Annotated in this window: 17 protein-coding genes; 9 read left to right on the top strand and 8 right to left on the bottom strand. The window is 70.7% G+C overall.

Annotated elements, in window-relative coordinates:
* The first annotated feature begins 25 nt into the window (after positions 1–25).
* The 3 genes from HQN59_RS14395 to HQN59_RS14385 all read left to right on the top strand — a co-directional run bounded on the left by HQN59_RS14395 (position 26) and on the right by HQN59_RS14385 (position 1,918).
* On the top strand, positions 26–712 hold the full coding sequence (locus tag HQN59_RS14395) for an HAD family hydrolase (RefSeq protein WP_176069797.1): 687 nt from the start codon (positions 26–28) through the stop codon (positions 710–712).
* On the top strand, positions 705–1,082 hold the full coding sequence (locus HQN59_RS14390; RefSeq protein WP_176069796.1) for a Rieske (2Fe-2S) protein: 378 nt from the start codon (positions 705–707) through the stop codon (positions 1,080–1,082). Before HQN59_RS14395 ends, HQN59_RS14390 begins: the two co-directional genes overlap by 8 nt.
* A 242-nt stretch (positions 1,083–1,324) precedes the next feature.
* Positions 1,325–1,918 (top strand): PEP-CTERM sorting domain-containing protein, encoded by a 594-nt coding sequence (locus tag HQN59_RS14385; protein WP_176069795.1) that lies wholly within the window; start codon positions 1,325–1,327, stop codon positions 1,916–1,918.
* A gap of 58 nt (positions 1,919–1,976) precedes the next feature.
* On the opposite strand, the gene ureG is transcribed toward HQN59_RS14385, so the two are convergent.
* The 8 genes from ureG to HQN59_RS14345 all read right to left on the bottom strand — a co-directional run bounded on the left by ureG (position 1,977) and on the right by HQN59_RS14345 (position 8,177).
* Entirely contained in the window at positions 1,977–2,636 is a 660-nt protein-coding gene (gene ureG / locus HQN59_RS14380; RefSeq protein WP_176069794.1) for an urease accessory protein UreG, read from the bottom strand.
* A 27-nt stretch (positions 2,637–2,663) separates the two neighbouring features.
* On the bottom strand, positions 2,664–3,512 hold the full coding sequence (locus HQN59_RS14375) for an urease accessory protein UreF (RefSeq protein WP_176069793.1): 849 nt from the start codon (positions 3,510–3,512) through the stop codon (positions 2,664–2,666).
* On the bottom strand, positions 3,493–4,419 hold the full coding sequence (gene ureE, locus HQN59_RS26145; RefSeq protein ID WP_176069792.1) for an urease accessory protein UreE: 927 nt from the start codon (positions 4,417–4,419) through the stop codon (positions 3,493–3,495). Before ureE ends, HQN59_RS14375 begins: the two co-directional genes overlap by 20 nt.
* A gap of 32 nt (positions 4,420–4,451) precedes the next feature.
* Positions 4,452–5,366: an ion transporter gene (locus tag HQN59_RS14365; protein ID WP_342451208.1), complete on the bottom strand. Its 915-nt coding sequence runs from the start codon at positions 5,364–5,366 to the stop codon at positions 4,452–4,454.
* A 256-nt stretch (positions 5,367–5,622) separates the two neighbouring features.
* Positions 5,623–7,359: an urease subunit alpha gene (ureC, locus tag HQN59_RS14360; RefSeq protein WP_176069790.1), complete on the bottom strand. Its 1,737-nt coding sequence runs from the start codon at positions 7,357–7,359 to the stop codon at positions 5,623–5,625.
* A complete protein-coding gene (locus tag HQN59_RS14355) occupies positions 7,359–7,664 on the bottom strand; it encodes an urease subunit beta (RefSeq protein ID WP_176069920.1) in 306 nt (101 codons plus the stop codon). Before HQN59_RS14355 ends, ureC begins: the two co-directional genes overlap by 1 nt.
* Positions 7,661–7,849, bottom strand: coding sequence for a hypothetical protein (locus tag HQN59_RS14350; protein ID WP_176069789.1), 189 nt, complete (start codon positions 7,847–7,849; stop codon positions 7,661–7,663). Before HQN59_RS14350 ends, HQN59_RS14355 begins: the two co-directional genes overlap by 4 nt.
* Before the next feature lie 25 nt (positions 7,850–7,874).
* Positions 7,875–8,177: an urease subunit gamma gene (locus HQN59_RS14345; RefSeq protein WP_176069788.1), complete on the bottom strand. Its 303-nt coding sequence runs from the start codon at positions 8,175–8,177 to the stop codon at positions 7,875–7,877.
* Positions 8,178–8,525: 348 nt separating this feature from the next.
* Here HQN59_RS14345 and urtA point away from each other — a divergent pair, with 348 nt between their 5' ends.
* The 6 genes from urtA (at position 8,526) to HQN59_RS14315 (ending at position 15,137) form a co-directional block, all read left to right on the top strand.
* Positions 8,526–9,791, top strand: coding sequence for an urea ABC transporter substrate-binding protein (gene urtA / locus HQN59_RS14340; protein ID WP_176069787.1), 1,266 nt, complete (start codon positions 8,526–8,528; stop codon positions 9,789–9,791).
* A 133-nt stretch (positions 9,792–9,924) separates the two neighbouring features.
* Complete coding sequence (gene urtB / locus HQN59_RS14335; protein WP_246294918.1) at positions 9,925–11,505, top strand: urea ABC transporter permease subunit UrtB; 1,581 nt, start codon at positions 9,925–9,927, stop codon at positions 11,503–11,505.
* Positions 11,502–12,680 (top strand): urea ABC transporter permease subunit UrtC, encoded by a 1,179-nt coding sequence (gene urtC / locus HQN59_RS14330; protein ID WP_176069786.1) that lies wholly within the window; start codon positions 11,502–11,504, stop codon positions 12,678–12,680. The genes urtB and urtC overlap by 4 nt, the downstream gene beginning before the upstream one ends.
* A complete protein-coding gene (urtD, locus tag HQN59_RS14325; RefSeq protein ID WP_176069785.1) occupies positions 12,677–13,567 on the top strand; it encodes an urea ABC transporter ATP-binding protein UrtD in 891 nt (296 codons plus the stop codon). The genes urtC and urtD overlap by 4 nt, the downstream gene beginning before the upstream one ends.
* A gap of 121 nt (positions 13,568–13,688) precedes the next feature.
* The gene (urtE, locus tag HQN59_RS14320; protein WP_176069918.1) at positions 13,689–14,393 is read left to right on the top strand and encodes an urea ABC transporter ATP-binding subunit UrtE; all 705 of its coding nucleotides are present in this window, start codon (positions 13,689–13,691) and stop codon (positions 14,391–14,393) included.
* 69 nt (positions 14,394–14,462) lie between these two features.
* Entirely contained in the window at positions 14,463–15,137 is a 675-nt protein-coding gene (locus HQN59_RS14315) for a glutathione S-transferase (protein ID WP_176069784.1), read from the top strand.
* Positions 15,138–15,139 lie beyond the last annotated feature (2 nt).

The following is a 15,139-nucleotide window of genomic DNA, read 5'->3' as shown; positions in this document are numbered from 1 at the left end:
CCTCCCGCGACCCGGTCGCCCCCGAATGACTCCTGACGCCCCCTCTTCGCCGCCGCGCCCGCGCCGCTTCGACCTCGTCGTCTTCGACTGGGACGGCACCCTGTTCGACTCGACGGCTCTGATCGCCGACGCGATCCGCGCCGCCTGCGCCGATGTGGGCACGCGGGTGCCGAGCGAGGTCGATGCACGCTACGTGATCGGCCTCGGCCTTGCCGAAGCGCTGCAGCACGCCGCGCCCGAGCTGCCGGCCTCGCGCTATCGCGAGCTCGCCGACCGCTATCGCCATCACTACCTCGCGCGCGAGGACGATGTGGTGCTGTTCGAGGGCACCGTGCAGATGCTCGAGGCGCTGAAGTCGCGCGGCCACCGGCTCGGCGTCGCGACCGGCAAGTCGCGGCGCGGCCTCGACCGCGTGCTCGAGCGCTCGATGCTCGGCAGCCTGTTCGACGCGACGCGCACCGCCGACGAGACCTTCGGCAAGCCCCACCCGCAGATGCTGCTCGAGCTGATGGACGAGCTCGCCGTCGGGCCCGAGCGCACGCTGATGATCGGCGACACCACGCACGACCTGCAGCTCGCCGCGAACGCCGGCTGTGCCGCGATCGGCGTCGGGTACGGCGCCCATGCGCACGACGCGTTCGAGGCGCACGCGCCGCTCTTCGTCGCGCACTCGATGGCCGAGCTCGCGCAATGGCTCGAACGGCATGCCTGAGCCCGCGCCGCCGCAGCGGCTCTGGCTCTGCGCGTCGGACGCGCTGGTCGAGAAGGGCACCGCCGTCCTCTTCGACGTGCTCCAGTTCCGCGAGCCGCTGCGCGCATTCGCCTTGCGCTTCGAAGGTCGCGTCGTCGCCTATCTGAACCGCTGCGCGCACGTGCCGGCCGAGATGGACTGGCTGCCGGGCGAGTTCCTCGACTCGAGCCGCGAGTTCATCATCTGCTCGATCCATGGCGCCGAGTACGCGCCGGCGAGCGGCCGCTGCGTCGGCGGTCCGTGCGGGCGCGGCAAGCTGCAGCCGGTCGAGGTGTTCGAGCAGGACGGCGCGGTGTTCTGGGTGCCGACACGCGACATCACGCCGGCCTGAGGGGATCGAGCCGCCGGCCGCCCCGGCACCCCGGAGCCGGTCACTCGCCGCGGGCCCGCCAGGCGCTGCGCGTGCATGGCTCGCCGGCTCCAAGGTCCCGCCGGTCGCGAACCGTCCGGCGGCTTGCCGCGCGAGTCGTGACCGAAGTCACGCGTGGCAGCGTCGATCCGAGCCGCGCCCGCGGCAGAGCCCGGTAGCCTGCGGCGATCGCGGGCGCTCGGTCCGCACACGGGGCCGACCCCATGCGCAAGCTTCTCTTCGCCTTCGCCCTCCTGCTCGCCGCGCCCGCGTTCGCCATGCCGGTGAGCTACCGCTTCGTGCTCGACGGCTTCATGCTGCCGCTCGGCGTCGACACCGCCCGGTTCGCGGCCGCGCGCGACTATCTCTCGCAGGTCGGCTTCACGCTCGACGACCCCGGCAGCGTCGGCACGCTGTCGTGGCACGCCGACAACGCCGGCCACCAGACCAGCGCCGGAAGCGGCCTGCAAGCAGTCGGGCCCGGCTTCACCACGCCGTCGACATGCGCATGGGCATTCTGCGACGTCAGCGCGGCGTTCTCGTGGGTGCCGGGCGTCGGGCTGGTCGGCGGCTATGCCCTCAGCACGCCGTTCGACGCCTTCGCGATCGGCGGCGCGGGCGACCTGTTCTTCGGCAGCCTCTGGAGCGCGTCGCCGGCGATCGGCGCGGCGACGGTGTTCGGGCACTTCGCCGAGCTCGTCGCGGTGCAGCCGGCGGCGGTGATCCCCGAACCCGGGATGCTGGCGTTGCTCGCCGTGGCGCTCGGCGTCGCGGGCTGGTCCCGGCGCCGCCGCGCCAGCATCGCGACTGCCGCGTAGCGGGCCCTTCCGGCGGCGCCCCCGCCGGGCGAATGACGACGAGCCGCTGCGCGCGCGGTCAGCCGGCGGTCAGCAGGCCGCGCTTCTCGATGAAGTCGACCACCGCCGCGAGCCCCTCGCGGGTCTTCAGGTTGGTCATCACGAACGGCCGCGTGCCGCGCATGCGCTCGGTATCGGCGCGCATCACCTCGAGGTTCGCCCCGACGTGCGGGGCGAGGTCGGTCTTGTTGATCACGAAGAGATCGCTCTTGGTGATGCCGGGCCCGCCCTTGCGAGGAATCTTCTCGCCCGCGGCGACGTCGATCACGTAGATCGTCAGGTCCGACAGCTCGGGGCTGAAGGTCGCCGCGAGGTTGTCGCCACCGCTCTCGACGAACACGATGTCGGCGTCCGGGTAGCGCTCGAGCATGCGGTCGATCGCCTCGAGGTTGATCGAGGCGTCCTCGCGGATCGCGGTATGCGGGCAGCCGCCGGTCTCGACGCCCATGATGCGGTCGGCGTCGAGCGCGCCGGCGACCGTGAGCAGGCGCTGATCTTCCTTGGTGTAGATGTCGTTGGTGACGACCACGAGGTCCCAGCGGTCGCGCATGGTCTTGCAGAGCATCTCGACCAGCGTCGTCTTGCCCGATCCGACCGGGCCGCCGACACCGACGCGCAGCGGTGGCAGCCGGCGGGTGCGGCGCGGGATCGTGTGGAGCGCGGAAGGGGCGGCAGGCATCGGGCGATTATCGGCGGCGCCCTGCGCTCAGGAGCGGAACAGCCGCGAATACTGCGCCTCGTGCTGCGCCGACAGCACGCCGAGCATCGGGGCGAATGCCTGGCGCTCCGCGGCCGCAAGCGCGAGGGCGTGCTCGACCGCCGCCGGGATCTCGCGGGCGAGCGCCGCGAGCAGGCGCTGGCCGGCGGCCTGACCGAGCGGCATCGCCTTCACCGCCGCCTGCACCATGTTCTCGGCCCAGCCGAACGCGCAGGCGAGCAGGGCGTCGCGCGGGCCGACGCTCTCGATGCGCGCGGCGCACAACGCGAAGGCGACCGGCCACTGCGGCGCCGGCTCGAGGCTGCGCAGTGCGTCGAGCCCCGGGGCGCCGGCGTCGAGGCCGTGCAGCCACGCCGCCAGCGAGCGCCCCATCTGCGCCGCCTGCTGGGCCGACTCGGCGCTGTCGCGGGTCGATGCGAACCAGCCGTTGAGGGCGGCGATTTCGGCATGGTCGCCGCGGCGCCAGGCCGCGAAAGCCGCCGCGAGCAGCGGCAGGTCGCTGCGCGCGGCGACCAGGTGCAGCTGGTCGACGAGCCAGGCGGCCGCGCCGGCTTCGTCGCTCACGTGGCCGGCGTCGATCGCGCGCTCGAGCCCTTCCGAATAGCTGAAGCCGCCGACCGGCAGCGCCGGCGAGGCGAGCCAGATGAGTTGCAGAAGTGCGGACGAGGCCAGCGTCGGCGACGGTCCCGGCAACGACCCGGAGAGGCGCACCCCGTCGGGGTCGCAGGCCACCGCGGCGCCGGCGCCATCGGCCCGGGCGGCGTCGACAGCCTGCGCCGTGGCGTCGGCTGCCGACGCGGTCGAGGCTCGCGCGGCGTCAGCCTCCGCGCGGTGCATCGGCTCGCGACGCGGGCGGCATCGCCGCACCGACGGGCAGCGCATCGTGGGTGCCGTGCGCCTGCTCGTGGCGCTGGGCGGCCGGCGCGCCGGCCGCGGGTGCATGGCATGGCCCCTGGTCGGCAGTCGCATGGCCCTGCTCGGCATGGCCGTGCGACTGCGCGTGACCGGCCGCACCGTGGTGGTCGCCGCACGCCCCGCATTCGTCCGCGTGCGCGTGTTCGTCCGCGTGCGCGTGTTCGTGCGTGTGCGCGGGCGCGCCGGGCGTGTGGGAATGCGCGTGCTCGTGCTGACGGTGCGCGTCGGCCGCACGCTGTTCGCCATGCCGGTGACCGTGTGCCTCGTGGCCGCCGTGCGCGTGCTCGCGATGACGATGGCCGTGGTCGTCATGGCCGTGACCGTGACCGTGGCCATGCGCCGCGTGGCCGTGGTCGTGTCCGTGCCCCGCCGCACCTTCGGCGTAGGCGCCGGCCTCCGGCTCGAACGGCAGCATCGCTTCGGTCACGTCGAGGTGCATGCGGCGCAGCATTTCGGCGAGCACGTGATCGGGCTCGAGCAGCAGCCGGTCGGGCTGCAGCTCGAGGGCGACGTGGCGGTTGCCCAGGTGATAGGCGGCGCGCAGCAGGTCGTGTGCGCTGCCGTGCTCGGCGCACGCGCGGACGACCAGCACCGGCTGCGCGGCCGCGCGCGCGACACGCAGCGAGCCGTCGTCGGCGACCAGCACGTCGCCGCCGCGCACCACCGCGCCGCGCGGCAGGAACACCTGCAGCGCGGCGCCGTCGCTGGCGCTCGCCTCGAAGCGGCTGCGCTGGCGCACGTCCCACTCGAGGTCGACGTACGGCAGGCGCTTGAGCAGCACGGCGGCGAGCCCGCCACCGCGGGGAAGAATCTTGCTGACGGTCGGCATGGAAGAAGCAGTCGAGTGGGATCGCGGGAAGCTCAGCGCGGGTCGGTCGAAGCGGTCGTGCCGGGCAGACGGGCGCCGCAATCCTTGCAGAACGCGGCGGCCGGCTCGTGGCCGTCGCTGCCGCAGCGCGCACAACGCAGACCGCCGGCGCGCCGATCGCGCTGTCCGCCGAAGCGCTGCGCCGTGAATTCGGCGCTCACGATGCCGGTCGGCACGGCGAGGATGCCCCAGCCGAGCAGCATCTGGAACGATGCGACGAAGCGGCCGAGCTCGGTCTTGGGCGTGATGTCGCCGAAGCCGACGGTCGTCATCGTGACGATGGCCCAGTACATGCCCACCGGAATGCTCGTGAAGCCGTTCTGCGGCCCTTCGATCACGTACATCAGGGTGCCCATCACCAGCACGACCATCAGCACGAACGACAGGAAGATGAAGATCTTGCGCCGGCTCGCCGCGAGCGCGCGCCCGAGCGCACGGTACTCGGCGATGTACTCGCTCATCTTCAGGATCCTGAAGATGCGCAGCAGGCGCAGGATCCGCACGTCGATCAGCGCGTGCAGGTCGGGGAAGAAGAACGCCAGGTACGTCGGCAGCACCGCCACGAGGTCGATCACCCCGAACAGGCTGGTCGCGTAGCGCAGCGGGTGGCGCACGCACAGCAGGCGCGCCACGTACTCGAGCGTGAACAGCAGGGTGAACGCCCACTCCAGGCGCTCGAACATCACCCGCTGGGCGCCGTCGGCGGCCTGCATGCTGTCGAGCACGACGACGCCGACGCTGACCAGGATCGCGCCGATGAGCACCAGGTCGAATGCTCGGCCGCCTGGCGTGTCGCTCTCGAAGACGATGCGGTAGAGCTGCCGGCGCCAGCCGCTCTCGGGCCGGCCGAATGCGTGCTCGATCTCCGCGGCGGCTTCGACTTCGGCCGCCGACGCGCCGCCGCTCACGGCGGCGCCCACGCCACGCCCGCACGCGCGGCGAGACGAGCGGGGTTCGGGCTGCAGATGGGGTGCACGGATGCGTCCGGTCGAGCGGCGCATTGTGGCCCCGCGCGCGGCCATGCGCGCGAGCCGCTGGCGGGCACGACAGCGCCACAGCGCGCGAGCGCAGCGGCGATGCTTCGGCCGCCCGCGGCCCCCGCGATCGGCGAGCCTGCCGGGCTCGCCGAAGCAAGCCGAAGCGGACCGAACCGCGCCGGTCGCCTCAGAACAGGAAATAGCGCTGCGCCATCGGCAGCTCGGTCGCCGGCTCGCAGGTCAGCAACACGCCGTCGGCACGCACCTCGTAGGTCTGCGGGTCCACCTCGATGGCCGGCGTCCCGGCGTTGTGGACCATGTCGCGCTTGCCGATGCTGCGCGTCTGGCGAACGGTTTCGATGCGGCGGCGCAGGCCCAGCTTGTCGGCCACGCCCGCCTCGTGCGCCGCTCTCGACAAAAAGGTGACCGAGGTCGGGTTCAGCGCCGGCCCGAACGAGCCGAACATCGGACGGAAGTGCACCGGCTGCGGCGTCGGGATCGACGCGTTGGGGTCGCCCATCGCCGCCGCCGCGATCATCCCGCCCTTGAGGATCAGCGCCGGCTTGACGCCGAAGAACGCCGGCTTCCAGAGCACGAGGTCGGCGAGCTTGCCGGGCTCGATGGAGCCGACGACGTGCGCGATGCCCTGCGTGATCGCCGGGTTGATCGTGTACTTGGCGATGTAGCGCTTCACTCGGAAGTTGTCGTTGCGCTCCTGGCCCTCGCAGCCGTTCGGCGCGGGCGCGGCCAGCCAGCCGCGCTGCGCCTTCATCTTGTGCGCGGCCTGCCAGGTGCGCACGATCACCTCGCCCACCCGGCCCATCGCCTGGCTGTCGGACGACATCATCGAGAACACGCCGAGGTCGTGCAGGATGTCTTCGGCGGCGATGGTCTCGCGCCGGATCCGGCTCTCGGCGAACGCCAGGTCCTCGGCGACGCCGGCGTCGAGGTGGTGGCACACCATCAGCATGTCGAGGTGCTCGTCGACCGTGTTCACGGTGTACGGCATGGTCGGGTTGGTCGACGACGGCAGCACGTTGGCGAGGCTCGCGACCTTGATGATGTCGGGCGCATGGCCGCCGCCGGCGCCCTCGGTGTGGAAGGTCGAGATGGCGCGTCCGCCGATCGCCGCGACCGTGTCCTCGACGAAGCCCGATTCGTTGAGCGTGTCGGTGTGGATCGTCACCTGCACGTCGTGCGCGTCGGCGACGCCGAGGCAGCAGTCGATTGCCGCCGGCGTGGTGCCCCAGTCCTCGTGCAGCTTGAGGCCGATCGCGCCGGCCTCGATCTGCTCCTCGAGCGCGCGCGGCCGGCTGGCGTTGCCCTTGCCCATGAAGCCGAGGTTCATCGGGAACGCCTCGGCCGCGCGCAGCATCGAGTGGATGTGCCACGGCCCCGGCGTGCAGGTCGTCGCGAAGGTGCCGGTTGCCGGCCCGGTGCCGCCGCCGAGCATCGTGGTGACGCCGCTCATCAGCGCCTCCTCGATCTGCTGCGGGCAGATGAAGTGGATGTGCGAATCGATGCCGCCCGCGGTGAGGATCATCCCTTCGCCCGCGATGATTTCCGTGCCCGGGCCGATCACGATGTCGACGCCGGGCTGCACGTCGGGGTTGCCGGCCTTGCCGAGCCGCGCGACGAGGCCGTTCTTGATGCCGACGTCGGCCTTGACGATGCCCCAGTGGTCGATGACCAGCGCGTTGGTGATCACCGTGTCGGCGACTTCGTCGGCCAGGCGCTGGCTCTGCCCCATGCCGTCGCGAATCGTCTTGCCGCCGCCGAACTTCACCTCTTCGCCGTAGCTGCCGGCCTGCAGCGTGAAGTCGCGCTCGACCTCGACGACGAGTCCGGTGTCGGCGAGGCGCACCCGGTCGCCAATGGTCGGACCGAACATTTCCGCATAGGCGCGGCGGCCGATCGAAGTCATCAGAGCTGTCCCTGCACGAGGCCCCGAAAGCCGTACACGGTGCGCGCGCCGGCGTAGTCGACGAGCTCGACCGTGCGCTGCTGGCCGGGCTCGAAGCGGACCGCGGTGCCCGAGGCGATGTCGAGCCGCATGCCGCGCGCGGCGTCGCGGTCGAAGCGCAGCGCCGCGTTGGTCTCCGCGAAGTGATAGTGCGAGCCGACCTGGATCGGACGGTCGCCGCTGTTCTCGACCACCAGCGTCAGCGTGCGTCGGCCCGCGTTGAGCTCGAGCGCCCCGTCGGCGACGAGCAGTTCGCCCGGGATCACCGCGAGCGCCGGTCGATCCACACCGCGAGAGCGGCGAGGCCCGCCACCGCGGCGAGGCCGAGCAGGTCGCCGGGATGCCAGTGCGCATGCGCCGGATCGGACGCGACCACGTGGGCCAGGGCGGGTGACGCGGCGGCTGCGGCGGCGAGGGTCGCCATCGCAAGTCGCATGAGCGGACGGAACATCGGAGCCCTTTCGCGGTTCTGCCGATCATTCGATCGGCTGGTGCACGGTGACGAGCTTGGTGCCGTCGGGGAACGTCGCCTCGACCTGGATGTCGGGGATCATCTCGGCGACGCCTTCCATCACGTCGGCGCGCGTCAGCACCTGCTTGCCTTCGCTCATCAGCGCGGCAACGCTCTTGCCGTCGCGGGCGCCTTCGAGAATGGCCGCGCTGATCAGCGCGACGGCCTCGGGGTGATTGAGCTTGAGACCCCGCGCCCGGCGCCGCTCCGCGAGCAGGCCCGCCGTGAAGATCAGCAGCTTGTCCTTCTCGCGCGGGGTCAGGTCCATCGATCGTGTCGGTTGTCGAAGCAGTGCGGGCGCATCTTAGCGACGGCGTGGCGAGGCGGGCAAGGCGACGCGGCGACGCCACGCTTGCACGAACCGAGCCCGGCACGCGCCTTCGCGGCGCATCACGCGGCGGCGCCGACGCGTGTTGGTGCCTGCAGCGCAGCGATCAGCCATCTTGGTGCGCGCAAGCACGATTCGGTGCGAGGGATTTGGTCCATGGCGCTGTGATGAAGCATGCAGACGCGGCGTCGTCCTATTGCGGCACCAACTTGGCATGGGCCTTGCGATCTGGCCGCGACGTGGCGGGGAATCTCCCGCCCGGCTTTCGCACATACAGGAGGTACTTCCATGCAACGTCGCCATCTGATCAAGGCGCTCAGCGCCGCCCTCGCCACCACGGGGCTGCTGTCGTTCTCGCTCGGCGCGCAGGCCGCCGACACCATCAAGGTGGGCATCCTGCACTCGCTGTCGGGAACGATGGCGATCTCCGAGACCGTCCTCAAGGACGTCGCCCTGATGACGATCGACGAGATCAACGCCAAGGGCGGCGTGCTCGGCAAGAAGCTGGAGCCCGTGGTCGTCGACCCGGCGTCGAACTGGCCGCTGTTCGCCGAGAAGGCCAAGCAGCTGATCGGCCAGGACAAGGTCGCGGTGATGTTCGGCTGCTGGACCAGCGTGTCGCGCAAGTCGGTGCTGCCGGTCGTCGAGGAGCTCAACGGGCTGCTCTTCTATCCGGTGCAGTACGAGGGCGAGGAGCTCTCGAAGAATGTGTTCTACACGGGCGCCGCGCCGAACCAGCAGGCCATCCCTGCCGTCGAGTACCTGATGAGCAAGGACGGCGGCGGCGCCAAGCGCTTCGTGCTGCTCGGTACGGACTACGTGTACCCGCGCACCACCAACAAGATCCTGCGCGCGTTCCTCAAGTCGAAAGGCATCAAGGACTCGGACATCGACGAGAAGTACACGCCGTTCGGCCACAGCGACTACCAGACCATCGTCGCCGACATCAAGAAGTTCTCGGCCGGTGGCAAGACCGCGGTGATCTCGACCATCAACGGCGACTCGAACGTGCCGTTCTACAAGGAGCTCGGCAACCAGGGCCTGAAGGCGACCGACGTGCCGGTGGTCGCGTTCTCGGTCGGCGAGGAGGAGCTGCGCGGTGTCGACACCAAGCCGCTGGTCGGTCACCTGGCGGCATGGAACTACTTCATGAGCCTCAAGAACCCGACCAACGACGCGTTCAAGAAGCAGTGGGCCGACTATGCGAAGGCGAAGAAGCTCCCGGGCGCCGACAAGCCGCTCACCAACGACCCGATGGAGGCGACCTACATCGGCATCCACATGTGGAAGCAGGCGGTCGAGAAGGCCAAGAGCACCGACACCGACAAGGTGATCGCCGCGATGGCGGGGCAGACCTTCAAGGCACCGGGCGGCTTCACGTCGACCATGGACATGAAGAACCACCACCTGCACAAGCCGGTGTTCATCGGCGAGGTGAAGAGCGACGGCCAGTTCAACGTGGTCTGGAAGACGCCGGCGCCGATCCCGGCCAAGCCGTGGAGCCCGTACATCGAAGGCAACGACAAGAAGAAGAACGAGCCCGAGAAGAAGTGAGTCCTGCGGCGCTGCAAGGCGCCGCCGGCCCCCGCGTCGGCGGCGTTCCGCAGCGCTCGACGAGGCGCGGCGGCTGAACCCCGCCGCGGCCGCGTCGCGCCCGCTCGTGATCCCGCACTTTCGAAGGTTTGCGTTGAGTCCTCTTCGTCTTCTCGCCTGCCTGCTGCTCTGCCTGCCGTGGGCCGCGCATGCGCTCACCGCCGCGCAGGTGCAGGGCATGGCCACCGGTGACAGCGACAGCCGCGCCGCGGCGATCGCTGCCGCGGCGGCGAGCGGTGACCCTGCCGTGCCGGCGTTCCTGAAGGCGCTCGCCGACGGCGACGTCAAGGTGGCCGGCGAACGCGTCTTCGTGGTCAAGGACGACGCCGCTCGCGATGCCGCCACCGGCGCGCCGGTTGCGCTGCCCGGCGATGCCGAGGACGTCGTCAACAACAACCGCATGCGGCGCGAGATCGACGCCGCGATCGCGTCGCTGCACCTGCTCTCGAGCGACGTGGCCGAGCGCCGCACGGCGGTCGCCGAGCTGAAGAGCCAGGTCGACGAAGCCAAGCTGCCGCTGATCGAGAAGGCATACGCGGCGGAGACCGACGCGCGCCTCAAGGCCGAGCTCGGCCTGCTGCGCTCGGCGGCACTGGTCTCGTCGAGCGACCGCGGCAAGCGCCTCGAGGCGGCGCGCCTGCTCGGCGAGAGCCGCGAGCCCGCGACCAAGACGCTGCTGCTCGAACGCCTCGCGGCCGACGTCGAAACCGACCCCGAGGTGCGTGCGCAACTGCGCGCTTCGCTCGCCGGCATCGACTCGCGCCTCGCCTGGGGCGAGCGCGTCGGCGTCGTCTTCACCGGCGTCAGCCTGGGCTCGATCCTGCTGCTGGTCGCACTCGGCCTCGCGATCACCTACGGCCTGATGGGCGTCATCAACATGGCGCACGGCGAGCTGATGATGATCGGCGCCTACGCGACCTACGTGGTGCAGAACGCGTTCAAGGCCTGGTGGCCGGGTGCGTTCGACTGGTACGTGCTGGCCGCGATCCCGACCGCGTTCGCGAGCGCGGCGCTGGTCGGCGCGGTGCTCGAGCGCAGCGTGATCCGCTGGCTCTACGGCCGCCCGCTCGAGACGCTGCTCGCCACCTGGGGCATCAGCCTCGTGCTGCAGCAGGCGGTGCGCTCGTACTTCGGCGCGCAGAACGTGCCGGTCGAGAACCCGGCGTGGCTGTCGGGCGGCGTCGAGCTGATGAGCAACCTCACGCTGCCGTTCAACCGCATCGCGATCGTGATCTTCGCGGTGCTCGTGCTCGCCGGCGTGACGGTGCTGATCGCGCGCACGCGGCTCGGCCTCTTCGTGCGCGGCGTCACCCAGAACCGGCAGATGGCGTCGTGCATCGGCGTCGACACCGCCCGCGTCGACACCTATGCGTTCGCGCTCGGCTCGGGCATCGCGGGGCTCGCCGGCTGCGCGCTCTCCCAAGTCGGCAACGTCGGCCCCGACCTCGGCCAGGGCTACATCGTCGATTCGTTCATGGTCGTCGTGCTGGGCGGCGTCGGCCAGCTCGCCGGCACCGTGTACGCCGCGCTCGGCCTCGGCGTGCTGAACAAGCTGCTCGAAGGCTGGCAGGGTGCGGTGCTCGCCAAGATCACCGTGCTCGTCTTCATCGTGATCTTCATCCAGAAGCGGCCGCAGGGCATCTTCGCGATGAAGGGCCGGAGCGCCGAAGCATGAGCGCCGTCCTGCCACCGCTCGGCTCGACGCCGCTGCCCGCCACCGCGAAGGGCTCGCGCGGCATCGGCGGGAAGCGAACCGCGGCCGTCCTCGCTGCGCTTCTCGCCCTCGCCGTCGTCGTGCCGGTGCTCAACCTCGTGGTTCCGGCCGGCCACGCGCTGCACCTCTCCGACTTCGCGGTGCAGCTGATCGCCAAGATCATGTGCTACGCGATCTGCGCGCTCGCGATCGACCTGATCTGGGGCTACACCGGCATCCTCTCGCTCGGTCACGGCATCTTCTTCGCGCTCGGCGGCTACGTGATGGGCATGTACCTGATGCGCCAGATCGGCCGCGACGGCAACTACCAGTCGGACCTGCCCGACTTCATGGTGTTCCTCGACTGGAAGGAGTTGCCCTGGCACTGGGCCCTCAGCAATTCGTTCGTCGCGACGCTGCTGCTGGTGGTGCTGGTGCCGGGCCTGGTGGCCTTCGTGTTCGGCTACTTCGCCTTCCGCTCGCGCATCAAGGGCGTCTACTTCTCGATCATCACGCAGGCGCTCACGTTCGCGGCAATGCTGCTCTTCTATCGCAACGAGACCGGCTTCGGCGGCAACAACGGCTTCACCGACTTCAAGCGCATCCTCGGTTTCGCGGTCGCGACGCCGGGCATGCGGATGGTGCTGTTCGTGCTCACCGGGCTCACGCTGATCGGCTTCTACGTCGCCGCGCGCTGGCTCGTCGCCACCAAGTACGGGCGCGTCCTGCAGGCGATCCGCGATGCCGAGTCGCGCGTCATGTTCACCGGCTACGACCCGCTGCGCTACAAGCTCAGCATCTGGGTCATCTCGGCGGTGATGTGCGGCATCGCCGGCGCGCTCTACGTGCCGCAGGTCGGCATCATCAACCCCGGCGAGATGTCGCCCGCGGCGAGCATCGAGATGACGATCTGGGCCGCGGTCGGCGGGCGCGCGACCTTGGTCGGACCGATCGTCGGCGCGTTCTTCGTCAACGGCGCCAAGAGCTGGTTCACCCAGGTGCTGCCCGAGTACTGGCTCTACGTGCTGGGCGCGCTGTTCATCGCGGTGACGCTGTTCCTGCCCAACGGCCTCGTCGGCCTGGTGCGCGGCGACACCTCGATCGTGGCGCGCTGGCGCGCACGCGCGCGCCGCGAAGCCGGCCAGGAGGCGCCATGACGCCCGATCTGATGAACGCCGGCACGCGCGCGCTCGATGCCGCGCAGGCGCGCCGCGCCGCCCTGCAGGGCGCGTCCGGCGATCGCGGGGCGAGCTGGTCGCGCGTCCACGAGCCGGGCCGCGTCGACACCACGCATGGCGCGATCCTCTACCTCGACGACATCACCGTCAGCTTCGACGGCTTCAAGGCGCTGAACGCGCTGTCGATGAGCATCAGCGCCGGCGAGCTGCGCTGCATCATCGGCCCGAACGGCGCCGGCAAGACGACCATGATGGACGTGATCACCGGCAAGACGAAGCCCGACAGCGGGCGCGTTTACTTCGGTTCGACCATCGACCTGCTGCGCATGCGCGAGAACGACATCGCCTCGAGCGGCGTGGGTCGCAAGTTCCAGAAGCCGACCGTGTTCGAGCGCCTCACCGTGTTCGAGAACCTCGAGCTCGCACTCAAGGCCGAGCGCGGGGTCGGCGCGGCGATGCGTTTCCGGCTCTCGGGCGAGCAGCGCGACCGCATCGATTCGACGCTCGAGCTGATCCACCTGCAGGGCAGCGCCGACCGCGTCGCCGGGTTGCTGTCGCACGGCCAGAAGCAGTGGCTCGAGATCGGCATGCTGCTGATCCAGGACCCGCAGCTGCTGCTGCTCGACGAGCCCGTGGCCGGCATGACCGACGAGGAGACCGAGCGCACCGCCGAGCTGTTCCTCTCGCTCGAAGGCAGCCACTCGCTCGTCGTGGTCGAGCACGACATGACGTTCATCCACGCGCTCACGGCCGGTGATCCGGCCAAGAAGGTGACCGTGCTGCACGAGGGCAGCGTGCTCGCCGAAGGTTCGCTCGCCGACGTGCAGGCGAACGAACAAGTGGTGGAGGTCTACCTTGGACGCTAGCGGGGTTCCGTTGCCGGCCGTCCCGTTGCCGCTCGGCGCCGGCGGGCGCGCGACGGTCGCGACGCCGACCGGCGTTCGCGGCGGCGCGGCGAGCGCGCTCGCGCCCGATGCAGCGGCGCCGCTGCTCCAGGTCGACGGCGTCAACCAGTACTACGGCGGCTCGCACATCCTGCGCAACGTCGCGTTCGAGGCGCGCGTCGGCGAGATCACGGTCGTGCTCGGGCGCAACGGCGTCGGCAAGACCACGCTGCTGCGCAGCCTGATGGGCGTGGTGCCGGTGCGCACCGGTCGCATCGTGCTCGGCGGCGTGCCGATCACGCGCGAGACGCCGTACCAGCGCGCGCGTCGCGGCATCGGCTACGTGCCGCAGGGCCGCGAGATCTTCGGCCGCCTCACGGTGCGCGAGAACCTGCTGATGGGCCTGGCGACGCGGCCCGGATCGACACCGCTTCCGGATGCGCTGTTCGAGCTGTTCCCGGTGCTGCACACGATGCTGAACCGGCGCGGCGGCGACCTCTCGGGCGGCCAGCAGCAGCAGCTCGCGATCGGCCGGGCGCTCGCCGCGGGACCGCGCCTGCTCGTCCTCGACGAGCCGACCGAAGGCATCCAGCCGAGCATCATCAAGGACATCGGGCGCGTGCTGCGTCGCCTCGCGACGCAGGGGCTCGACGGCGCGCCGATGGCGATCGTGCTGGTCGAGCAGTACTACGACTTCGCCGCCGAGCTCGCCGACCAGTACCTGGTGATGGAGCGCGGCGCGATCGTGCAGCGCGGCGCCGGCCGCCAGATGGACGCCGACGGCGTGCGGGCGCGAATGTCGATCTGACGCGCCGGGCGTCGCGCCTGCTCGCCGTGACAATCGCCGCGCTGCCGGCTCGCAGCGCCGGAGGCTCCCATGATCGTCGTCCATCACCTCAACAACTCGCGTTCGCAGCGCGTGCTGTGGCTGCTCGAGGAGCTCGGCCTCGGCTACGAGATTCGCAAGTACCAGCGCGACCCCAAGACGATGCTCGCGCCGCCCGAGCTGCTCGAGGTGCACCCGCTCGGCAAGTCGCCGGTCATCAGCGACGGCGACGTCACGATCGCCGAGTCGGGCGCGATCGTCGAGTACCTGGTCGAGACCTACGGCGGCGGGCGCCTGGTGCCGCCGCGCGGCACGCCCGAGCACCGGCGCTACACCTACTGGCTGCACTTCGCCGAAGGTTCGGCGATGCCGCCGCTGTTGCTGAAACTGATCTTCGAGCGCATGAAGAGCGCGCCGATGCCGTTCTTCGTCAAGCCGATCGCGCGCGGCATCGCGAACAAGATGCTCGGACTCACGGTCGACCCGAACCTGAAGCGCCAGCTCGACTTCATGGAAAGCGAGCTCGCGGCGTACGCGTGGTTCGCCGGCGCGGAGTTCACGGCGGCCGACATCCAGATGAGCTTTCCGGTCGAGGCCGCGGCGCAGCGCGCCGGGCTCGACGCGAGCCGGCCGCACCTGATGGCGTTCCTGCAGCGCATCCACGAGCGCCCGGCGTACCGGCGCGCGCTCGAGCGCGGCGGCCCGTACGCCTTCGCCAGCGACTGAAG

Source organism: Rhizobacter koreensis (genome assembly GCF_013366375.1).
Taxonomy (GTDB): Bacteria; Pseudomonadota; Gammaproteobacteria; order Burkholderiales; family Burkholderiaceae_C; genus Schlegelella_A; species Schlegelella_A koreensis.
Note: the sequence above shows the minus strand (reverse complement) of the source record. Positions and strands in the feature narration are given on the sequence as shown.